Here is a 20,730-nt window from a genome sequence, read left to right on the forward strand (position 1 = left end):
TGAAGCAGGGCAATCTGCAATCAAAATCATACATCCATGAATGTATCTAAAAAACATCTTTTGAAAATTTCTCTTTTCACGGCGACGAGTTCGCTTGCAGCAATTCTGGCGGGATGCTCGCACGAATCCGGGGATTCGGCGCATGCCGGTGGTCCGGGAGCTGGGGGACCGCCCCGGGTCGACGTGGTGAAGGTCGCGCCGGAGACGATTGAGTGGAATCAATCTTACCCGGGTCGGGTAGAAGGGTTGCGCCGCATTGTGATTCGGCCCCGAGTGGGCGGGTTGATTCTCAACCGCGAATTTGAGGAGGGGAACGTTGTCGAGAAGGATGAGGTGCTTTTTCAGATCGATCCGGATCCTTACGAGGTGACTCTCCGCCAAGCCCAGGCCCAGGCAGAGAGAGCCCAGGCGAATTTTCGTCAGGCTGAGCGTGAATGGACCCGGGCGAAAAAGCTTTTCGATACGGACGCCTTGAGTGAGCGTCAGCGGGATCAGAGCCAGTCGGATTACGAACTCGCCAAGGCGGATGTCGCCGTGGCCGATGCGGCGGTTGCCGAAGCTCAGTTGCAGCTCGATTATACGGAAGTTAAGAGTCCGGAGACCGGAGTCACCGGGCTGGAAGAATTTCCTGAGGGCAGTTTGGTCAATGAGGGCGAGCGCCTAACCGAGGTTACTCAAATCGATCCTTTCTACGTTCTCTTCTCCTTGCCGGAAGGGGATCCGGCCTTCGCGACCGTTCTCGATCAGCGAGACGACTCGGCGGACTATGAACTGAAGATGCGACTGCGAAGTGGAGCGGTCTTTTCCGAGGAGGGGAAGATCAACTTCGTGGCCAGCCGAATCGACGACCAGACCGGTACGGTCCGCGTCCGGGCTGAATTCTCGAACCCGGACCATCAGGTCCTTCCCGGCCAGTTTGTGCGGGTCTTTTTTGACGGTCTGAATCTAAAGGGCAGCTATGTCATTCCGGAAGATGCGGTCTTGACCACGGCGAACGGCAGCTTGGTTTACGTCGTTGGCGAAGGCAATGTGGTCACGCCTCGCCCGGTTCAACTGGGACCGGTGATCAAGAAGGGACAAGTCGTGCAAGGGGGGCTCTCCGAAGGAGACCGTGTCGTGACTTCTTCGCTGATTCGAATTCGTCCCGGGCAGGAAATCCAGCCGATCGAGAAGAAGATGGAAGGCGACTCCTCGGCGATGGAAAGTTCTTCTGCCGCGGATACGGAATCGTCGCAGGGAGGTGAAAATTCCGCACCTGAGAAACCACAAACAGAAGCGCAGGAATAACGTTCGCGTTAATCCAACACCTTTTCCAAAAACATGTTCTCAAGATTTTTTATCGACCGTCCGGTATTCGCGACGGTGCTGTCCATCGTCATCATCCTGGCGGGTGTCGCCTCGATGGTCAGCCTTCCGATTTCGCAATACCCCGAGATCGTTCCTCCTGAAGTTTCCGTAAGTGCCCGCTATCCAGGGGCCAACGCAAACACCATCTCCGAGACCGTCGCTTCCCCGCTGGAACAGCAGATCAACGGGGTCGACGATATGATTTATATCCGATCGACTGCTTCGGACGATGGGTCTCTCGGGATTTCGGTTACTTTCGAAGTCGGCACGGATCCGGATCAGAACACGATCAACGTCAACAACCGTGTGCAGGCCGCCCTTTCGCAGTTGCCGGAGGAGGTTCAGCGTCAAGGGGTGACGGTCCGCAAGCAATCATCGACGATTCTTCAGGTGGTGAATCTTTTTTCGCCGGACGGACAATATCAGCCGTTGTTTCTTTCCAACTACGCTTTGTTGAACGTCCTCGACGAGCTCAAGCGGGTCAAGGGAGTGGGGGATGCGTCACTCTTCGGTCAGCTCAATTATTCGATGCGTGTCTGGCTCCGGCCCGACAAGCTCGCGGAGTATGATATGACTCCCGTCGATGTCTCGACCGCGATTCGTGAGCAGAATTCTCAATTCGCCGCGGGTAAATTTGGAGCCGAGCCATCCTCTTCGAATCCAGCTTTTACCTATACGGTCACGACTCCGGGACGTCTGGTCGACAAGAGTGAATTTGAGGATATCATTCTCCGCTCGGACGATACGGGGGGAATTCTCCGGTTGGGAGACGTGGCTCGCATTGAGCTCGGATCCCAGGCCTATTCGCAAGAGTCTTCGCTGAACGGTCAGCCCGCTGTGGCCATGGGGATTTATCTCCAACCGGGAGCGAATGCGTTGTCGACCGCCGAGGCGGTTCGCAATCGCTTGGAAGAGCTTTCGAAGACCTTCCCGACCGGGGTGGAGTTTGCGATACCATTCGACACGACCCGTTTTGTTGATGTCGCGGTCGAAGGGGTGATCCATACTTTTGTCGAGGCCTGTCTGCTCGTGATCTTGGTGGTCTTTATCTTTCTGCAGAGCTGGAGGGCGACTCTCATTCCTCTGTTGGCCGTACCGATTTCGATTATTGGGACCTTTGCCGGAATGTCGGCGCTCGGGTTCTCCATTAACCTTTTGACGCTCTTCGGGCTCATTCTCGCCATCGGGATTGTGGTCGATGACGCGATTATCGTCTTGGAGAATGTGGAGCGTATCATGCGGACGGAGAAGAAGTCTCCGAGGGATGCTGCAATTGCGGCGATGAAAGAGGTCACGGGCCCGGTCATCGCAATTGTCCTCGTGCTTTGTGCGGTCTTCGTGCCAGTCGCCTTCATCGGAGGCTTGGCTGGTGAGATGTATCGACAGTTTGCGATTACGATTGCTATCTCGGTGATCATTTCCGGTTTCGTGGCGTTGACGCTGACTCCGGTGCTTTCGGCACTTTTCCTCAAGGAAGACCACTCGGAGCCGAAGGGGCCGTTCCGCCTCTTTAATCGTGGATTTGACTGGATCACCGATCGCTATGTCAGCGGCGTAACCTTCTTCCTGAAGCACTGGATCCTCGGGCTTTCCTCGATTCTGATTTTCCTCGGTGCAGCCATGTACCTTTGGCAGAAAGTGCCTTCGTCACTCGTCCCCGAGGAGGACCAGGGATATGTTATTGCCTTCCAATACCTGATGCCGGGGACGGCCTTGAATCGGACGTTGGATGTTTCTGGCCCATTTACCGAAGCGGTCATGGAGAATCCTGCGGTGGAAGATATCATCACGATCACCGGTTTGGATTTGGCCACACGTGCTGGCCGGACCAATGCGGCTGTCTCGTTTATCCCTCTCAAGGATTGGGATGAGCGTAAGGCTGAAAGCTTGCAGGCTGCGAATGTCGCGAATCAGTTGACGGGTGTCGGTATGGGAGGATTCCCCGATGCATTGATCTTTGTTGTGAACGCTCCTCCCATTACTGGTCTGAGCAGCACGGGCGGTTTCGAAGGATATATTCAGAATCGTGTCGGCGCCTCGCCGGAGGAAATGGCGGGAGTTTTGAATGAGTTCATTGCCGCCGCATCCGAGCGGGAGGAACTGTCGGGAATGCGTTCAGCCTTCAACGCTTCGGTGCCTCAGTATCAAGTGACCGTGGACCGCGAAAAGGCGCGTTCGATGGGAGTGAAGATCAATGACATCTTCACCACGATGCAAAGCACTTTTGGGTCATTATATGTAAACGACTTCACTCTATATGGTAGAAGTTACCAAGTGACGATTCAGGCCGAAGGAGATTTCCGCGAAAGTCCTGAGGATCTCCGCAATGTATTTGTCCGTTCGGCGAACGGGCGGATGGTGCCTCTCTACAGTCTGCTCAGTTTTGAGAAGACGGTGGGGCCAGACGTGATCGAGCGATTCAATCTCTTCCCGGCTGGCAAGATCCAGGGGGCTCCGGCACCCGGCTATAGTAGTGGTCAGGCCCTGGAGGCGATGGAAGAACTCGCGGCAGAAGTTCTGCCTGAGGGATACACTCTGGCCTGGACGGGTCAGGCCTATCAGGAACGGGCTTCGGCCAACACGTCGACCTACGCTTTTGCCTTCGGGATTGTCATGATCTTTCTGATTCTCGCGGCGCAATACGAACAATGGTCATTGCCGTTTGCGGTGATCACTGCAGTTCCTTATGCGATTTTTGGCGCGATCGCTCTAGTATTTATTCGCGGGCTGGAGATCGATATCTACTTCCAGATCAGTCTGCTGGTCCTCACCGGTCTCGCTGCGAAGAACGCGATTTTGATCGTCGAGTTCGCGGTGATGAAGCGCAAGGAGGGGATGAGCCGTCGGGATGCCGCGATTGAGGGCGCCAAGCTTCGTTTCCGGCCGATCGTCATGACCTCGCTCGCCTTTATCCTTGGGGTGGTGCCACTGGCAGTGAGCTCAGGGGCCGGTGCGGCAAGCCGCCACTCCATCGGAACTGGAGTCATCGGAGGAATGTTGGCAGCGACCTTCATCTCCATCCTTTTCGTTCCCTTATTCTATCGGTTGATTGACCGAGCCGCGGATCACGAGAAGGTTATAGGAGAAAAATGAGAGGGAAATCTATGAAAGGAATTTTGAGTCTCGGAGCCGCGTCGGCGTTGTGGGTAATCACAGGTTGTTCGCTCGCTCCCGATTATGAGCGCCCAGAGGATGACTTTCCGTCTGAGCTTGGCTTGGCGGGAACGCTGAAGGACGGCGACAACGAAGATTCGCTCGATCAATGGTGGGAGGCCTTTGATGATCCGACTCTAAACGAGTGGGTCGCCAAAACCCTCGAAGCCAATGGGGATCTCGGCGAGGCCGCGGCCCGCATTCGTCAGGCTCGAGCTCTCTACGGATTGGAAGCCGCGCAGCTCTGGCCGAATATCGACTTTGAGGGCACGGCCGCTCGGACGGAAGCCCCCGATTACCAAGTGTCTCCGGGGCAGGACAACCCCAGTAACCAGTTTGGTTTATCGGGACTCCTGAACTACGAGGTGGATCTCTTCAACAAGCTGGGTGATGCAAAAGATGCAGCTCGTGAGGATCTTCTCTCCACCTCCTATGCCTTCTTCACTCTCCGGAACTCGTTGATTTCGGAAACGGTTTCAGCTTACTACGGACTTCAGTCCTCGGTGAACCAGCTGGCCTTGGCGCAGGAGACGATCCAAACCCGCGAGGAGGCTGTTGGTTTTCAGCAGAAGCGTTTTGATGCCGGATTCTCGACAGAGTTGGAGTTGCAACAGTCGAAGGCTGAACTGGCGGATGCGAAGGTGAGGGTCCCTCAGTTTCAGGAAGCCATCCTGACTTATCAGACCTCGCTCTTGATTCTTTCCGGTGCCGATCCCTCGGCTTTCTGGAACCGGGATGTCTTTTCCGACGAGCCCAAGGAGCTGCCCGAGGTGCCAGAAGTGGCAGTAGACTTGATCCCTTCCTCGGTTCTGGAACGGCGCCCAGACATTCTCTCGGCAGAAGCGGCCTTGCGTTCGACCTATGAGAACATCGGAGTCGCCAAGGCTCAGCGTTGGCCAAGCCTTTCCTTGGGCGCTCTTTTGGGCACATCGGCGGCGCAGTTCGACAATCTTTTCACCTCGCCCTCCCAGACTTGGAACATTGGGGCTAACGTGACCGGACCCATTATTGATTTTGGTCGTAACAAGAATCGGGTCCTGGCGGCAGAGGCTCGTCAAGAAGAGGCCTTTTGGATCTACAAGAATACGGTGCGCGAGGCTTTCAGCGAAGTGAATGAATCGATTCTAACTCTTCGCTATCGTGAGGAGCTGGTTGCGGCCCGGGTGAATCAGGAGAAGGCTTCGAGCCGCCTCTTGGAGTTGGCCAAGGAGCAGTATGATGAGGGTTTCTCGGAGTATATTGATTACTTGGATGCCGAGCGTCAGTCGTTCGAGGCGGAATTAACTCTCGAAGAATCCCGGTTTCGTCGCCTGAATGCGGCCGTCAATCTGTTCAAGGCTCTTGGTGGAGGCTGGGAAGGCCAGTTGGACGAGTCGGCAATGGAGCCTTTTGATCCGCAGAACGGAGAGGAAGTCGAAGAGTAATCCGGGGCTGATTTACCCGATCCTCCTCACGGCTCGGCACACCTCCGAGCATTTTTGCCAAAAAAAGCCCCGCCTCTCGAGAGAGGCGGGGCGAAATCAATTGCGGCTGCGACTCGAGTAGAATCTCTGTCGCGAATCAGGCCGCTTCGTTGAAATTAGTTGGTGGCGTCTTCGACGGCGTCGCCAGTTTCCTCGGCGGCATCTTGAACGGCGTCCGTGGTTTCATCGGCTGCGTTTTCAATCGCATCGCCGGTGTTATCTGCGGCGTCTTCCATGTTTCCGTCACAGCCCGTCATCACGAAGGCGGAACCTCCGATAGTGAGAAGCAAGGCGAGGAGTTGGAGTGCTTTCTTTGTCTGTTTCATAGTCTTTTCTTTGGATTGGGTCACTCCAGACATTTGTCGGAGTGAGTCATGTGGTTTGATTGAAAGTTTCTGGTTTTCGAGCAAGGAGCGAATCTTTTCGGGTTCATTCCCGTCGAGTTGATCCTCGCTCGAAATTGGCGTTAGTTAGTGAATTATGGTTTTAGTTCTATCAGAACGGCGGAAATGTAAAAGAAATAGGCCCTCATCCTTTTAGACGATGGTCTTGTTGTGCTCAAATAAGAGCAAGGAAAAAGAAAACTTGGTAGGTGGGGGCGTGCATGGCAAGTTTTCCATGGTGAAAGGTTCAAGCTCGGAGGTTGATCAGGAGTCAGTATGAAGAAGTCCGAAGAAAAAGAAAAAGGATTGTCGAGGGACGATCAGTCCGAGGTTCAGGAACGTTCCGGTCTGCGCTCGCCGGTGATTTACGAAGTGGTGCGGCAGGAGGGATACGAGGAGCTATCGCGTCCGGTGAAATCTTTGTGCTGGTCAGGCTTTGCCGCAGGGGTCGCCCTGAGTTTTTCCATTTATTGTAAGGCTTTTCTCTCGGTCGCTCTCCAAGATGTGCCGGCGGGGGAAGCTCTCTCGAACTTGGGATATACGGTCGGATTTGTCATCGTGGTTTTGGGGCGGATGCAATTGTTCACCGAGAACACGATCACCGCCGTTCTTCCACTTTTCGCCGATTTTCGAGGAGTTCGTCTTTATGAAACTCTCCGGCTCTGGGGCATCGTCTTCTTGACCAATATGTTGGGCTCGTTTGCCTCCGCTCTGGGCGTCTGGAAGCTCCGGCTGCTACCCGATGAGAAGATCGAGGCCGTGGTGGATGTCTCCCGCCATCTTGCAGAATACAGTTTCTGGGAGAACTTGGCTTATGGAGTTCCGGCGGGATTTCTGGTTGCGGCGATTGTCTGGCTGATGCCCGGAGCGAAGCAGGGTGGTTTCTGGATCGTGGTCCTTCTCAGTTTTATGATCCCGATGGGAGGTCTGACCCACGTGGTGGCGGGTTCGACCGAGTGGTTCTTTCTCGCTTTGGACGGGGAGGTTTCCTGGGCAACGAGTTGGGGGCAGGGGATTTTTCCCACGCTCTTGGGAAATATCCTCGGGGGGACGGGAATGTTCGCCGTGATCTGCTATGGGCAGGTCCAGGATGAGCTTTAGTTCGCGGACGAAAAGCAACGGTTTTGCGAGGCCGACTGGTCGACGGCAACTGCTCTGGCCGGAACTGCGAGGATCTTAATTCTTGGGGTCCGGGTCTGAATCCTGTTGGGCACGACGTGCTGGATCGACCTGTTCCGCTTGCGGCTCGGCATAGGAGGTGCCCTTCTCGATATCCTTGTGGGTGGATTTACTTTTACGGGAAGTGCCAGACGAGAAAATGCCCACCATGAGGATGATTAAAAGAAGGATTCCGATGATGGCAAAAATGTATCCGTACATAGGCGATTAATTGGTTATTGGGTGAAACGAGGAAAGATGCGGGCTGGGCCGGGAGGCATCCGTCTCGGAATAGCGAGCTTCTTGATGAGTCTGGATAGTTTTGAAAACATCGTGTTGGATGGCAACGGGGCCTATCATCGTACTTATGGACGATTTCCATCCGTTAGATACTTCTGGTCTTGGTTGCACTGGGACTTCAGAGGGTTTTTACTAAGATTTATTAACTTTTTCCGTGAAAGCCCTTCTCCATAGCGTTTTTGGACTGCTTCCTCTGTTCTGCTTGGCGTCTCAGTTGAGCTTTGAGAACAAGAGCTTGGAGCTGCCCTGCGAACTCGGTCAGAAGGAGGTTATTGCGGTTTTTCCCTTTGAGAATAAGGGGGAGGAGCCCATCGCCATTGTCCATATTCGATCCACTTGTGGATGCACAGTCGCGGAGTGGGAAAAGAAAGAGTATGCCCCCGGAGAAAAGGGAGAGGTGCGCGCCGTATTCACCATCGGAGATCGAGTAGGACTTCAGCGTAAGGCCCTCGAGGTCATCACGGATGAGGAGGACGATGACACAACTCGTTTGACGCTCTCAACGACGATTCCCGAGTTGGGTAAAGTGCGGCCTGCGGTGGTTCTCTGGGATAGTGATCATGAAGGGGTGGAGAAAAGGGTCCGATTGATCACCCATCCGGGGGTTCGTTGGAAGATTCTCGATCCCTTGGTTAGTTTCCCGTTCCGGATTCGTGAAATCAAATCCGAAAAGAAGGATCAGATCTATTTGGGGATCACCCCAAAATCGGGCTCCAGCGTTCCCCGGGCGAAATTACGGTTTCAATTCACGAACGACGAAGGGATGTCGGAAACCAAGAATCTGCATCTGTTGGTGAAAACGCCGAGTTCGCCGAAAGATTAGGATCGGCGGAATTGTCGGAGGAGGGTTCCGAAGGAGGATAAGATTCCCGTAGAGAGGCCGATCCGACTGCGGGCTCTTTCGTTCGCTCCTGCCTCGCGGAGATATTGCGCGGTTTCGGTCCGGCCGAACATAGAGGCGAAGAGAAGTGGAGTCATTCCTCCTCCGTTGTCGGCTTCGAGGTCGGCTCCGTGTTCGACGAGGATCTGTGCGACCTCCGTGTTTCCTTTGAAGGCGACGCCGCCGAGTGGGGTCTGGCCACGCGCATTGCGCTCATCGACCCGGGCTCCCGCTTTGAGTAACCTCGCAACCGTTTCCTTTTCCCCGTGGTAGGCGGCGAGCATGAGAAGCGTGTTTCCCTTGGCATCCTTGAGATTTACTGGAAGCCCTGCCTGGATCATCGGTTCGAGGATTTCCCAATCCCCGGAGCGTGCGGCATCCAAGGCCATGATCTGCAGCTGGGCATAGCGGTCTTCTTCTTGAGGGGTCGTTTGGGTTTCCATGGTTTCGGGTCCGTTCATTGGATTTTCGTAGTGGGGCTCAGGCCTCGACTGGCTTTGCGCCATCGTTGCCCTCCTCAAGAGCGCGGCGGACGCCAGCACCATAGTCGGGATCAGCTTGGTCGAAGTGGCCGAGTTGCCTTTGGATAATACTCTCGGGGACGCCCTCCATCGAACCGGCGATGTTATAAAAGAGCTGTTCTTTCTGATCGTCGCTCATGAGGCGGAAGAGCTCGCCGGCCTGAGTGTAATCATCGTTGCCGTCACGGTGATTGTAGCGGTCTGCATCTCCCGAAATGCGGAGAGGTGGCTCGGCAAAGCTTTCATCCTGCACCGGGCCGCCAAAGCTGTTTGGCTCGTAGTAGGCATCCGTGCCTTGGGGTGCGTCAAAACGCATGGGACCGTCGGCATGGTAGTGGTTGACCTTGGCAGCTTTCGGCCGGTTGACCGGGATCATTTCGTAGTGTGTTCCCACCCGATAGCGGTGAGAGTCGGCGTAGGAGAAGATCCGGGCCTGAAGCATTTTGTCGGGAGAGAATCCGATTCCAGGGACGATGTTCGAAGGGCTGAAAGAGGATTGTTCCACCTCGGCAAAATAGTTCTGCGGATTGCGATTGAGCTCCAGAATGCCGACGTCGATGAGTGGATAGTCAGAATGCGACCACACCTTGGTCAGATCGAAAGGGTTCCAACGATAGGTCTCCGCTTCTTTCTCGGGCATGATTTGCACGCAGAAACGCCATTTGGGAAAGTCACCCCTCTCGATCGATTCATAGAGGTCTCGCTGCGAGCTTTCTCGGTCTTCGGAGACGATTCGGGCTGCCTCCTCGTTGCTGAGGGTTTCGATTCCCTGGAGGGTCTTGAAGTGGAACTTTACCCAGAATCGTTCGTCGTTCGCATTGATGAAGCTGTAGGTGTGGCTGCCGTAGCCGTTCACGTGACGGTAGCCGCGGGGTAGTCCTCGGTCGGACATCAAAATCGTGACCTGATGGAGGCTCTCGGGGCTTAGAGACCAGAAATCCCAGGCGGCGGTCATGTTTCGAAGATTTGTCCGGGGATGACGCTTTTGCGTATGAATGAAGTCGGGGAATTTATACGGATCGCGGACGAAGAAGACCGGAGTGTTGTTGCCCACGAGGTCCCAGTTGCCTTGTTCGGTGTAGAATTTCAGGGCAAACCCACGGACGTCGCGCTCCGCGTCAGCAGCCCCGCGTTCTCCGGCGACCGTAGAAAATCGGAGAAAGCATTCCGTCTCCTTGCCGATCTCGCCAAAGATCGCCGCTTTGCTGTACTCGGTAATGTCGTGGGTGATGGTGAGTTTCCCGTAGGCAGCGGATCCCTTGGCGTGTACGGTGCGCTCCGGAATGCGCTCCCGGTTTTGGTGGGCAAGCTTTTCGAGGAGCTGATAGTCCTGCATGAGCAACGGACCCCGCGGACCGGCACTTAGAGAATTCTGGTTGTCGGCGATTGGGTTTCCGGCCGATGTCGTTAGGGTTGGTTCTTTCTGGCTCATTTTTTTGATTCGGTTTCTAGGTTTTCTGCGCGCTCCTTCGGCTCGAGGCCGCTTATCGCTTACTTCTGCTAGATCATATCATCCAGGTTGATATTTGTGAAATATTTCGTTTTCATGGAAATCATTGATATCATCTATGGAAGTTCATCAGGTTCGGTATTTTGTGGAGGTGGTGCGCTTGGGGAATTTTACCCGGGCCGCGGAGCGGTGTCATGTGACCCAGCCGACCCTGAGTCACCAGATTCGGAAGTTGGAAGACGAACTGGGCGAGCCCTTACTACAGCGTCGGAAAAAGGGAACCGCGCCTACCTTTTTCGGTGAGCGATTCTATCCGCGGGCTCTTCGTATTCTTGAAGAGATTGAGAGCGCGAAGGAGGACGCTCTTTCGTTTTCGACTGAGATCCGGGGAAGGTTGAGGCTCGGCGCGATCCCCACAGTCGCCCCGTACTTGCTACCAGCCCTCATTCGGGAGGCGACGATTCGGTATCCGGGGTTGTATTTTGAAGTCTCGGAAGAGCCGACCCATGAATTGCTAGCTCAGATGAGACGCGGCTCTTTGGACTTGGCCCTGGTCAGCCCGCCGATTCTTGGGGAGGACTGGAATTTTCAAAAAATTTGCGATGACGAGCTTCTGGTTACCCTCCCAAAGGATCATTCATTGGCGGGGGAGAAGGCCATTGCCTTGGTGGACATCGTCGATCGGCCCCTCGTTCTCATGAAAGAAACTCACTGTCTCCGGGGGCAAACGTTGCAGCTCTGTCAGCGAGCCCAAATCGAGCCAGAAGTGAGGATCGAGAGTTCCCAGTTGGATACCGTATTGGCGATGGTCGAGATTGGTCTCGGGCTCTCCATTACGCCCAAAATGGCACTTCCTTTTCTGGGGGGAAGAGACGTTGTTTTTCGTTCCCTGGCGCCGGATCCTCAGTTTCGAAGGGTAAGTCTTGCTTGGCCGAAGCAAACCAGCCGTACCCGCGCCTTCGATGCTTTTTTGCAGGTAGCCGGAGAATTGCCCGAAATGGGGCCACCGTCCTAGCGCTTCAAATCAGAGTGTTCTCGTCGAGCTCATCGTCGTCGTCGTCGATGGGGTCATGCTTTACCGGCTTGGGTTGCTTCGGGGGGGCGGGGGGCTTTTCTTCCAGTTTCTCCTCTTCGACCGGGACGACGATTTTTTCCTCCGCCGGTCCGAGAATGGGTTCTTGGACTGGTTCAGGTTCTTCGGCGGGGGCGACTGGTTCTTCTTGCACGAGCGGGATGGACGATGAGGCCTCTTCGTGAACCTTTTGGAAAAGATCTCGGCAGCGCTCTTGCATAAGCTCGTAGTCGGATCCGGGGGCAAACCCATGTTCCTTGGCCTCAGTCAGCACTGCGCGCAGCTCGTTGACCGGATCCTCCACTTTCCAGAGAAGCTCCTTCATCGTTTCATCGGAGTCTGACTGGGCAGCCTCGCCAAGTCGGAAGGGGATCTCGACTGCGGCGGCAGTCATACGGTTCCGCAACGGGAAGTCTTCAATGCCGCGGCTAAAGTCGAAAATTGAATCTGTAAGGAGGGAAGCCTCTTTCCAGAGCGGATATTCGGTAAAATTTTGGTAAGGCATGAGAGAAGAGATAGTGTTGGTATGGTTCGCGGTCAATGCGCAGGCGAGGTTATCGCCTTCTCCGATCGTCGGAGAAGAGCTCCATCTGTGGGGCTTTCACCATGTCGTAGATCTTGAGAAGCCGCAGGAGGTGGAGTGCTTCCGATTTTTGGTAGCTGTAGTTGGCCTCGATCCCCTGAAGGAGATTTTCCAAAATGGTGCGGAAGGTGATGATGAAGTCGATCCCGTGTTCTTTCAGCAATTGGATCGACTCCTCGCGATGTGGCTCCGTAGACGGAAGGCCGGGGAGAACGAGGATTCGGGTGACCGGATCGACCTTTCCGATCAGATCTTGATCTTCGGCAAAATACTTTTCGACGGCATCCAGCACGTCTTTCTTGAGGAAATCAAAGATCTTACTGCTCTGCTTCAGCATCCGGGGGGTGAATGAAGAGGTGTGCCATCCTTTGACGACTACCAGGGCCCGATGGATCGACTGAATGTCTCCCGAAAAGAGCTGAAATCCGCGCGAGGCACTGGGCTCTTCAGGAGCTGGGTTGTAGACTAAGAGATCGACTTCTTCATCTGCGCGTTTCTTGCGAGCCTGCACCTGGTATTTCCGTAATTGACGAACCAGAAATCCGTTCAATTCGAAATACTCTCGAACAATGTTTTCATCAAATCCTGCCACGATCTACTCTATGAGTCTCCTGTGATAGATGATGTCGGCTCGCCCGGAGGGTTCAAGCCCGAAGGAACTCACGGAGTCGGCCCGATTGCGTTTGTTCCGGACGGAACCGAGGAAGAGTTTCTGCGACCGCAGGCCCGCGCAGCTAAAGCTGAGCGGCTTCTTATTTCGGCGACTCACCCAAGCACCGGCTGCTTGAGCTGCCGACACGTTTGAGCGGTTACTCCGAGTAGGGGAGTAGCTTCAGCTGCCCCCATTGCGTTTTTTTGGCCGGTATCTTGGCAGAGCCTTCTGCGATCGCAGGACCGCGCAGCTAAAGCTGAGCGGCTACTTTTTCCGCACAACGGGTTTCAGGCTCAATCTATTCGGTAATGATCTCGAAGAGAGTGACCGTGCCACTGACTTCGAAGGCGACGGCCAAAAGCGGCGATCCGGTTGGGCTCTCCTTGGCTGGGATCACGATCATGCCTTCGGGAGCGAGGTCTCCTGCGGTTCCCTTGGCGGGATCTCCGGAAAAATTGCGGGTGTTGACGTAGGTTAGCCACTCGGGGGCGGTTGGATCGCTAAGGTCGAAGGCCATGATTCCCCCGACTCGTTCCAAGCCTAGGAAGAGGAGAGGGGTTCCGTCGATTACTGCCGAGGTGATGGCTTCGGGCTCAGGACCTTTATCATCGCTTCGGTTATCGAAAGAGTCGTTCTCGTCGTTGTTGGAGTTGAAGTTTTCGGGGATGAGTTCGGCTAGCTTTTCTTCAATCAACGAGCCGCTGTCATAGATGATGGCTCCATTGGCATCCAGAATTGAAAAGGATCGGCCACCAAAGTTGTAGAGCTCTTCATATTCGCCGTCGCCATCGATATCTCCCAGGGTGTTCGTGACCTTGAGGCGACCGAGGTTCTTTTTGGAGAGGAGCTCATCGGCATTGGGAAAAGCTTCTGTATCCAGAGTCAGGTCCTTCACGCGAACCTCCTCGCTCCAGCCGTCGTAGTCCCGTGCGTCGCCTTCGTTTGCCGTCGCAAAGTAAAGCTCACCGCCGATCTCGATGGCGGTGATCGTGTCAGGCTGGTAGAGTCCGTAAACGGGCCAGTTGCGGATGCGGATCTCCTTGTCTTTGTCACTGGCATCAAACGGGATCTCGCGATGGTCCTGGAATCCGAGACCGACGATGGCGGTGATCGCCATCTCATTCAGATCGATGATGCCTACGGCGTTGCTTTCCTGAAGGGTGACCATCGCCATCTGGCCGTCGGGTGAGACGGCGATGTATTCCGGCTCCAGATTCTGAGAAAGCGAGGAATTTGGATTGCCCGGACTGATGCCCTCGATCTCCATCCCATCAAAAGCTGTGAAGGGGAGGGTGACCGCCTCGGGGAAACCTGCCGAAAGGTCGGAGGGTATCTCGATGATCGAAACTGAACCCTCAGGGTCGATGGAATAGTCGTCGGAGGGTTCTCCTTCATTTGCGCAGAGGAGCATCTGGCCGTTCGGCGTGAAAGTCACCATGTCGGGCAGAGCACCGACTTCAACCTGACTCAGCGGATTACCCTCGCGATCAAAGAAGGCCACCAATCCTGGATCTGTGTTGGGATCTGCTGAAATGGCAAGAGCGATCAAACCCTCGTGGACCGCGACGGACTGGACATCGGCACCGAGACTGTCGATGGTGATCGAGAAGGAACGAGTGGGATTGGAAACGTCGGAAATATCGATCACGTCGATGCCGGGAAGGTCTCCATTGACGACATACAACTGCTTGGATTCGGGATCGAATTGAAGAATTTCAGCAGCTGACTCGTCGAAGACTCCCGTTTTCCAAGTGCCGACCGGTTTTAAGGTCAGGGCGCTGGCGGAGATCGCCGGAAGCAGGATGAGCGAGGAAAGAGTGGCGATGGATCGTTTCATGGGTTTAAAAAAATCGAAGCATGACTTGTCACAGGTTTTACCGGCTTGGACAAGCGGGTAGCTTCGAAACTCTGTGACATTCTCGATACAGAGGGAGAGGGGACCGGGACCATTCGTGATTCCGGTATACCTAGTGTTGGAACCCCCTGATCTGGAGTTGTCGCTCGATAACCACGGTTGGATCTGTGGCCTCTTTCTGAAAACTAAAGTTCGCTGATCCTAAGCGCGTAGAGCTGTACAAAAAAAGCGGGCCGGATTGCTCCGGCCCGCTCGGGATTTGTCCAACTGATAAGAAGGATTGAGAATTTAATTAGAAGCGCATGCGAAGGGCACCGTAAACGGTGACGGCTTCGACTTGGTCAGTTCCTTCGTTTTCGAGGGTGGAGTAGGCTACGCCGCCCATGACCTTCAGGTTGTTGCCGGAGATGTAGTAGTTCGCTCCGAGATACCAGGACTGCCATTTGTCGCCTTCGTCGGCGTCGGAGTCACCCTTGGCATCGTCGATCGCAGCACGACCGAGGTAGCGGGACTGAACACCAATCGTGTCGCTGGTGTTGGAGTCAAGATAGTCGTATTGACCGACGATCTGCAGCTTGGGAGTGACGTAGAACCAAGGCATCACAACTACACCAGTGACGTCTGCCTCTTCTTCGGTGAGCGTTCCCCAGAGGAGGTTACCCATGATCCCGAAAGCACCGACTTCGAATTCGGCCCCGAGCGAGTAAGATTGCTCAAACTGATAGGCTTCGTCGCTGTCGTTGTCTTGATTCTGAATGGTGTCGAAGAAGATACCTGCTGACATGTCTTCGGGAAGATAGTCGCTTGCATCGAAACCGGCGCGGAGATTGTATTGGAAGTGTGAATCCAAGTCGGAGTCGATCACGTTGTCGTTCTCGTTCTCACCGTTGAAAATACCGGCGACCAGTGCGATCGGCCCAGCTTCCCCTTCGGCCCACATTCCGACGTTCTTTTCGGCGGCGAAGAAGTTGGCAGCGTAGGAGCGCTCAATGGTGATGATGTCAGTCGAGGAAGTCGCTTCTTCCATGCCGATGACCGGCTTGGTCTTTCCGACTCCGATGTCCACACCGTCGATACCGGTGTAAACCATGGTCCCGGTATCGAGGTTCGCGCCTTCAGGGAGAAGGTTCATCCGGAAGTCGAACTTCAGGTTCTGATAGAGAGAGCCCTGGGTTCCGATGCGGAGACGGCGGATTTCAAAAGTGCTATAGTCGTTGGTCGGTGCACCATCGACGTCCGAGGACGGAGAAACGTATCCGAACTGGAACTGTGCACGACCGCGGATGACCAGCTTCTTCGTGTCGCTGCGCTTAGGAGTCACATAGACCGGATCCTTGTCAGAGGAGGATCCTTTCATGCTGTTTGCCTGCGCCTCGGTGATGAAGCCGTTTGCTACTAGCGTATCCAAAAGTTGAGCATCAGCCGCTGAGGCAGATCCAACTCCGAGCAACGCACCTGCAGCCATAAGGCCGAGGATCTTCGTTTTATTCTTCATGTCTGGGTTTTGTTGTTTTGTTTTCGTGGCCAGTAATTTTTGTAAGCCAGCGCGATCGAATCCGCGTCTCTCTATACGGGCAATCCCGAATCAGATTTGTGTCTGTATTGTCACAATGCCCCTATAGTCTCGGCGCAAGGCTGTTGTCGGCTTTGGGCAGGGGAGGCGAATCTGATGAGCTGTGGACGAGAGTTGGCGAGCCTTTGGAATGGGAACGGAAGGCGTCTTTGGGGCCGCGATTGGAGTTTCGACCTCGATGGTTTTCCTTCTTGTCCGGTTTAGCGCGGTTCTCGAGCGTCCCGGGGCGGGCCTCGATTTTATCCGGTCTTCGAGTCGTATTCAGGATTGAAAATACAGGAAGTGGCGGAGGGCGAGAGGATCTCCGAGTTTCTGCTTCAGGTTGAAGGGGAGGATTTCTCGGGTAACGCCGTAACCAAGGTATGGAGTTTGAAGCTGAAAGAGGGAGGTTCAGGTCGGGAGAGGATTGAGCCGGAGGATCTTTTTGTTTCTGAGCCGAGGGGAGAAGAGATTGTCTTGGTGGATCGAGTGGGTTTTGGGTCCCATGCGGACCGGCCGGGATTGCTTTTCAATTATCGAATCGAGAGGGTTCGCGTCTCGGTGATCCGTCCTGACAAGGAATGATCTTTTGTGCCAGCTCTCGGGCTTCTGGGATTGCTCATTTTCCGGCAGTGGAGATTGAATCGTCGGGAGTTGTGAGGGAAATCCTTATCGTTTTCGCGGCACGTATTTTTCGAAATAGGAGCAGTGGGCTTTCTGTCTTGCCGGATATTTTCGGCTCGGTAGAGTTTTATGATCATGAGTGCGCGTGGCATTTTTGACCGTTTTATCCGCCGCCCTTTAATTCTGGGTGGTCTCTTCATGGTAGTTTGCCTGAGGGGAGAGGAGGAAACCTATTCGGAATGGACCGGGATTGACGGGCGCACTTTGGAAGCTCGCATCAATTTTGTCGAAAAAGGGTTGGTGCGGATGGAGCGCGTGGATGGAGTTGTCTTCGATATTCCGATTGAGCGCTTTGCCGAGAAGGATCGTTCAAAGATTCTGGCTTGGAAGCCGCCTCAGATCGAAGTGCCCGAAGCGGATGATGCGGTCTTGGTTCTCGAAACGGAAAATGGACGGGGCAGTGGCTTCTTGGTCCAGAGTATGGGAGAGGTCTGGGTTTACACGAATCAGCACGTGATCGGCGATGCCTCTTCGGTGCGAGCCATGGACACTCATGGGAATGAGATTGAGCTGGGGCGTTTAGAGATTGCTAAGGATCGGGATATTGCCCGATTCAGGACCTCGACCAACCGTGGCTTGGAATTGTCCTCGGGCACCAAGACGGGTGAGAAAATTGTCGTTTTCGGCAACAGTCAGGGGACTGGAGTGATTACTCGTAGTAAGGGAGAGGTCTTGGGCATTTCCTGGAAAACGGTGGAGGTCTCTGCAGAGATCGTTTCCGGAAATTCGGGTGGGCCAGTGATGACCGAAGAAGGAGAGGTCTTGGGGATTTCCACTTATGTCCAATTTGGCGAATACTCTGCAGATCGCACTGTGGAAGATACCCGGTATGAGAAGCCGCGGCGTTTTGCCCTGAGGCTTGATCGGCCCATCGACTTTGTTGAAGTGACTCGCTGGGATTATGAGCAGGTATACAATACACTCCACGAACATTTTTCCGTGTTCGACGAGAGCTTCGCTTTTGCGATGACGATTCTTTCTGACCCTACCGGGCGAGTGATGACGGGTAATTTTGATTCTTCGGAGGTCGTAAAGATCGCTGAAGATCATAACGACGATGTTGCCCGGATTCCGGGATTAGCGAGCTCGGGAATCTCCTATCGCAGTAAGGTTCGTAAAATTTCCTCCCGTTTTATCGATACTCTGGAGGATGCCTACCGGGTTGGAGAGAATTCTCTCAAAGAGGCTCGGTTCTCACTGCGTGACGAGCGTTTTGGCTGGTTTCAGTCGCAGATCAAAGAGCGAGAGGAGATGCAGGCGGGTTTGAAGCAAGAGGTAGAACGAGTTGAAAATTCCTTCAATTGAGTCAGTGCTACCTTTTTCACAGGAGGGCTCAGCACTCTACCGCCACCTCCCTTGCGGTCTCGTTGACTTGAGAAAGCTCGACCAGCTTCAGGTGTAGATTCGGACCCAGGTCCGGCAACCGGGGCGAACCGCAAGTTAATACTGATAATTCGGGAAGTCGGTTTCCAAGAGCCCTTCACGGGGTTCAAAGAAGATCGTGGTGTAGATGCCTCCCCGGATTTCTTCGTAGCTCGGGGTCTTGTTGTACCCGATTTCTGCCCCGAAGGCCCATTGCTCGGTGAGGAACATCATTCCTTTCAGATTGGAAATGAGGATACCGGTCGATTCGCTGGTGCCGCTGAAGGTGCGGTTGTCAGGAGCGAGCGGAAAGTAGTTGGAAGAGGCCTGTTTGTTCGACTGACCGCCGGCGCCGAGTTCCCCTTTGAAGAGGTAGTCTTTCCCTTCCTCCGTCATGAACTGCAGATTGATCAATCCTTGAGCCAGGTATTCGGGACTGAAGTAACCCCCGTGACCGTAGGTGAAGAAGTTTTGGTTATTGTTAAAGCTGTAGAAGGTGATGATGGGGCCGAAGTTCACATAGTGGAAATCATCAGGCTTGAAGGTCCGGGTCAGGCCGAGGTCGATTCGGATCTTTTCGTTATCGGCTACATTCTGACCGCTCAACTTGGCGATTTCCATCGATCCGTAGAAGTTCAGGGTTTCCTTGAACGAGTGGAAGACGGAGAGGTGAAGGCCGGTTTCAAGGACGCGCCCCCAGACCAGTGAGGAGTAGGGGTCTTTCATCCCGGTGTAACTCAGGAGCGACTCTTTGACGGAGCGGCGGTAGATTTCCAGGTCCCATGAACCGGAGTCGTAGAGGGTTTGGAATCCGACGCGCCCGGTGAAATCAGAATCGGCTGCTCCTCCCAATGGAGTCATCCCGATTTCGATGTAGGGCGAGATCCAATCCTCGCGGTAGTAGCCGATCGTCGGCTCGATCATTCCATTGTAGGAGGTGTTCGGGGTAATGACGTAACCCGGATTCGGAGTGGTGGGATACAATCCAATCGTGGCGAAGTTGGGAAGCTCGCCTGCATCCAGATTAACCAATCCGATGCTGACGTCGAAGCGGTTGACTGCGTCGGAAAAAATGGTTCCTGAAACTTTCGGACCGTAGGCAGCATTTAGCTCGCTCAAGCCGGGATCGCCGTCTCGGGCGACAAATTCGACAGAAAGTTCCGCTTTGGGGGCGTTGATGTTTTGGGTCAGCGGCATACTTTCGGCCTCGCCGCGAGGAGCCAGCTGGCTCGCCTTGAGATAGAGGCGGCGATCATAGTAGCGCTCGCTGGTGTAGAGAGCGTAAATGTCGCCGAGGGGGCCGCCATATTCATTGACGAGTTTCTGGATGCGGTCCCAGTTCCCTTCTCGCGACAGTGAGGCGTAGAGGCCTACAGCGGCAACTTGGTCGCGGTCCTGCCGGTAAAGGTCGAGGAAGAGGTTGGCGGACTTGTCGAGCTGATTGAGGTGGTAGTAGCTCCAAGCTTCGATCACGCGCTCACCCCGGGTCAGCGGGCGATTCTGGGAAATGCGTTTCAGATCGGTGAGGGTATCCTCATAGCGCTCCGCCTTGAAGGAGGAGATGGCGCGGGTCATGTAGATGTCTCCGAGGATGTCCTGCATTCCCGGGTAGGCCGTCAATTTCCAGCGGGCGACGGCTTCGGCCTGCTGAAGGTATCCTTCATTGTAGAGGGAGAGGGCGAGCCCGTAGGCCGCTTCGTTGAAATTCTCGTCCCAGCGGAGGGATTGTTCAAACCACTCGATGGCCTTGGGGTAGTTCTCGTCCTTGAAGTAGGACCACCCGAGGGCACCAGCCATTCCGACGTCCTGATTTTCGAGGACCCAAGGTTCGAGTTCAGCATATTGCTTGTCGGCGAGGAGTTGCCCGGGATCAAAACCGCTCTCGGCGACTTGTTCTTCCTGTGCGAACCCTGTCTGGGTGTCGCCAAAAACGATGGTCGGGCTGTTGGGAGACTCAATTGCCTCGGCAACTGGCTGTGGGGCGGGGAGGAGAACCTGGGTGGGGATTCCCTGTTGGCCGACGGCTTGACTCCGTGGGCGCTGAGTAGGGACAACCGTGCTCGGGGGGCCGGATTGGGCAGGGCTGGTTTCGGGGAGAAAGTAGGAGGGATCCTGATTGGCCGTGGGGGCCGAACCTCGGGATTGGGGGGTAGGATTGGCTGGGCTCGGCGCAAGAATCTCTTCCATTGATGTAGGGAAGAGGCCTTGTTCCTCATAGTTTTGAGCGCCTAGGGTTTGTCCGAGAAGGATTGCCGAGGTCATCCAGGCGATTCGCCAGCGAGATGAGTTAACAAGGTTCATAGAATCAATGATGC

At 54.7% G+C, this 20,730-nt stretch carries 18 protein-coding genes; 9 read left to right on the plus strand and 9 right to left on the minus strand.

The window, feature by feature from the left end; translation table 11 throughout:
- Positions 1–36 precede the first annotated feature (36 nt).
- From H5P30_RS05795 to H5P30_RS05805, 3 genes are read left to right on the plus strand one after another with little or no spacing between them, the layout of a single operon-like run.
- Positions 37–1,287, plus strand: a complete 1,251-nt coding sequence (locus H5P30_RS05795; RefSeq protein ID WP_185692001.1) for an efflux RND transporter periplasmic adaptor subunit — start codon at positions 37–39, stop codon at positions 1,285–1,287.
- A 33-nt stretch (positions 1,288–1,320) separates the two neighbouring features.
- Complete coding sequence (locus H5P30_RS05800; protein WP_185692002.1) at positions 1,321–4,440, plus strand: efflux RND transporter permease subunit; 3,120 nt, start codon at positions 1,321–1,323, stop codon at positions 4,438–4,440.
- 11 nt (positions 4,441–4,451) lie between these two features.
- On the plus strand, positions 4,452–5,924 hold the full coding sequence (locus H5P30_RS05805; protein WP_185692003.1) for an efflux transporter outer membrane subunit: 1,473 nt from the start codon (positions 4,452–4,454) through the stop codon (positions 5,922–5,924).
- Between the two features lie 155 nt (positions 5,925–6,079).
- Here H5P30_RS05805 and H5P30_RS05810 read toward each other — a convergent pair whose 3' ends face one another.
- Positions 6,080–6,289: a hypothetical protein gene (locus H5P30_RS05810; RefSeq protein ID WP_185692004.1), complete on the minus strand. Its 210-nt coding sequence runs from the start codon at positions 6,287–6,289 to the stop codon at positions 6,080–6,082.
- A 333-nt stretch (positions 6,290–6,622) separates the two neighbouring features.
- On the opposite strand from H5P30_RS05810, the gene H5P30_RS05815 reads away from it, so the two are divergent.
- Positions 6,623–7,447: a formate/nitrite transporter family protein gene (locus H5P30_RS05815; RefSeq protein ID WP_185692005.1), complete on the plus strand. Its 825-nt coding sequence runs from the start codon at positions 6,623–6,625 to the stop codon at positions 7,445–7,447.
- 75 nt (positions 7,448–7,522) lie between these two features.
- Here the strand turns inward: H5P30_RS05815 and H5P30_RS05820 are convergent, their stop codons facing one another.
- Positions 7,523–7,726, minus strand: a complete 204-nt coding sequence (locus H5P30_RS05820; RefSeq protein ID WP_185692006.1) for a hypothetical protein — start codon at positions 7,724–7,726, stop codon at positions 7,523–7,525.
- Between the two features lie 232 nt (positions 7,727–7,958).
- Here H5P30_RS05820 and H5P30_RS05825 point away from each other — a divergent pair, with 232 nt between their 5' ends.
- Positions 7,959–8,627: a DUF1573 domain-containing protein gene (locus tag H5P30_RS05825; RefSeq protein ID WP_185692007.1), complete on the plus strand. Its 669-nt coding sequence runs from the start codon at positions 7,959–7,961 to the stop codon at positions 8,625–8,627.
- On the opposite strand, the gene H5P30_RS05830 is transcribed toward H5P30_RS05825, so the two are convergent.
- Both H5P30_RS05830 and H5P30_RS05835 read right to left on the minus strand, forming a co-directional pair.
- Positions 8,624–9,145: an ankyrin repeat domain-containing protein gene (locus tag H5P30_RS05830; protein ID WP_221774292.1), complete on the minus strand. Its 522-nt coding sequence runs from the start codon at positions 9,143–9,145 to the stop codon at positions 8,624–8,626. The two genes, H5P30_RS05825 and H5P30_RS05830, sit on opposite strands and share 4 nt — an antisense overlap.
- Before the next feature lie 19 nt (positions 9,146–9,164).
- Positions 9,165–10,637 carry a catalase gene (locus H5P30_RS05835; protein ID WP_185692008.1) on the minus strand — a complete coding sequence of 491 codons (1,473 nt, stop codon included), beginning with the start codon at positions 10,635–10,637 and terminating at the stop codon, positions 9,165–9,167.
- 136 nt (positions 10,638–10,773) lie between these two features.
- Here H5P30_RS05835 and H5P30_RS05840 point away from each other — a divergent pair, with 136 nt between their 5' ends.
- A complete protein-coding gene (locus H5P30_RS05840; protein WP_185692009.1) occupies positions 10,774–11,670 on the plus strand; it encodes a LysR family transcriptional regulator in 897 nt (298 codons plus the stop codon).
- Positions 11,671–11,674: 4 nt separating this feature from the next.
- Here H5P30_RS05840 and H5P30_RS05845 read toward each other — a convergent pair whose 3' ends face one another.
- From H5P30_RS05845 to H5P30_RS05860, 4 genes are all read right to left on the minus strand, one after another.
- A complete protein-coding gene (locus H5P30_RS05845; RefSeq protein ID WP_185692010.1) occupies positions 11,675–12,232 on the minus strand; it encodes a four helix bundle protein in 558 nt (185 codons plus the stop codon).
- A 49-nt stretch (positions 12,233–12,281) separates the two neighbouring features.
- Positions 12,282–12,902 (minus strand): hypothetical protein, encoded by a 621-nt coding sequence (locus H5P30_RS05850; protein WP_185692011.1) that lies wholly within the window; start codon positions 12,900–12,902, stop codon positions 12,282–12,284.
- A gap of 358 nt (positions 12,903–13,260) precedes the next feature.
- Positions 13,261–14,799 carry a choice-of-anchor I family protein gene (locus H5P30_RS05855; protein ID WP_185692012.1) on the minus strand — a complete coding sequence of 513 codons (1,539 nt, stop codon included), beginning with the start codon at positions 14,797–14,799 and terminating at the stop codon, positions 13,261–13,263.
- Positions 14,800–15,109: 310 nt separating this feature from the next.
- Positions 15,110–16,312: a porin gene (locus tag H5P30_RS05860; RefSeq protein ID WP_185692013.1), complete on the minus strand. Its 1,203-nt coding sequence runs from the start codon at positions 16,310–16,312 to the stop codon at positions 15,110–15,112.
- A 181-nt stretch (positions 16,313–16,493) separates the two neighbouring features.
- On the opposite strand from H5P30_RS05860, the gene H5P30_RS05865 reads away from it, so the two are divergent.
- The 3 genes from H5P30_RS05865 to H5P30_RS05875 all read left to right on the plus strand — a co-directional run bounded on the left by H5P30_RS05865 (position 16,494) and on the right by H5P30_RS05875 (position 18,358).
- Positions 16,494–16,661 (plus strand): hypothetical protein, encoded by a 168-nt coding sequence (locus tag H5P30_RS05865; protein WP_185692014.1) that lies wholly within the window; start codon positions 16,494–16,496, stop codon positions 16,659–16,661.
- Complete coding sequence (locus tag H5P30_RS05870; RefSeq protein ID WP_185692015.1) at positions 16,658–16,954, plus strand: DUF3394 domain-containing protein; 297 nt, start codon at positions 16,658–16,660, stop codon at positions 16,952–16,954. Before H5P30_RS05865 ends, H5P30_RS05870 begins: the two co-directional genes overlap by 4 nt.
- Positions 16,955–17,128: 174 nt before the next feature.
- The gene (locus tag H5P30_RS05875; RefSeq protein WP_185692016.1) at positions 17,129–18,358 is read left to right on the plus strand and encodes a S1 family peptidase; all 1,230 of its coding nucleotides are present in this window, start codon (positions 17,129–17,131) and stop codon (positions 18,356–18,358) included.
- A 135-nt stretch (positions 18,359–18,493) separates the two neighbouring features.
- Here the strand turns inward: H5P30_RS05875 and H5P30_RS05880 are convergent, their stop codons facing one another.
- Positions 18,494–20,716, minus strand: coding sequence for a cellulose synthase subunit BcsC-related outer membrane protein (locus tag H5P30_RS05880; protein WP_185692017.1), 2,223 nt, complete (start codon positions 20,714–20,716; stop codon positions 18,494–18,496).
- Positions 20,717–20,730: the final 14 nt, after the last annotated feature.

Origin of the sequence: Puniceicoccus vermicola (assembly GCF_014230055.1) — a bacterium.
GTDB lineage: Bacteria > Verrucomicrobiota > Verrucomicrobiia > Opitutales > Puniceicoccaceae > Puniceicoccus > Puniceicoccus vermicola.

Coding starts and splice junctions, on each gene's coding strand:
- H5P30_RS05820 (WP_185692006.1), bottom strand. CDS start 7,726: ATGTACGGATACATTTTTGCCATCATCGGAATCCTTCTTTTAATCATC.
- H5P30_RS05855 (WP_185692012.1), bottom strand. CDS start 14,799: ATGAAACGATCCATCGCCACTCTTTCCTCGCTCATCCTGCTTCCGGCG.
- H5P30_RS05845 (WP_185692010.1), bottom strand. CDS start 12,232: ATGCCTTACCAAAATTTTACCGAATATCCGCTCTGGAAAGAGGCTTCC.
- H5P30_RS05830 (WP_221774292.1), bottom strand. CDS start 9,145: ATGAACGGACCCGAAACCATGGAAACCCAAACGACCCCTCAAGAAGAA.
- H5P30_RS05860 (WP_185692013.1), bottom strand. CDS start 16,312: ATGAAGAATAAAACGAAGATCCTCGGCCTTATGGCTGCAGGTGCGTTG.
- H5P30_RS05800 (WP_185692002.1), top strand. CDS start 1,321: ATGTTCTCAAGATTTTTTATCGACCGTCCGGTATTCGCGACGGTGCTG.
- H5P30_RS05805 (WP_185692003.1), top strand. CDS start 4,452: ATGAAAGGAATTTTGAGTCTCGGAGCCGCGTCGGCGTTGTGGGTAATC.
- H5P30_RS05875 (WP_185692016.1), top strand. CDS start 17,129: ATGAGTGCGCGTGGCATTTTTGACCGTTTTATCCGCCGCCCTTTAATT.
- H5P30_RS05840 (WP_185692009.1), top strand. CDS start 10,774: ATGGAAGTTCATCAGGTTCGGTATTTTGTGGAGGTGGTGCGCTTGGGG.
- H5P30_RS05810 (WP_185692004.1), bottom strand. CDS start 6,289: ATGAAACAGACAAAGAAAGCACTCCAACTCCTCGCCTTGCTTCTCACT.
- H5P30_RS05880 (WP_185692017.1), bottom strand. CDS start 20,716: ATGAACCTTGTTAACTCATCTCGCTGGCGAATCGCCTGGATGACCTCG.
- H5P30_RS05815 (WP_185692005.1), top strand. CDS start 6,623: ATGAAGAAGTCCGAAGAAAAAGAAAAAGGATTGTCGAGGGACGATCAG.
- H5P30_RS05835 (WP_185692008.1), bottom strand. CDS start 10,637: ATGAGCCAGAAAGAACCAACCCTAACGACATCGGCCGGAAACCCAATC.
- H5P30_RS05795 (WP_185692001.1), top strand. CDS start 37: ATGAATGTATCTAAAAAACATCTTTTGAAAATTTCTCTTTTCACGGCG.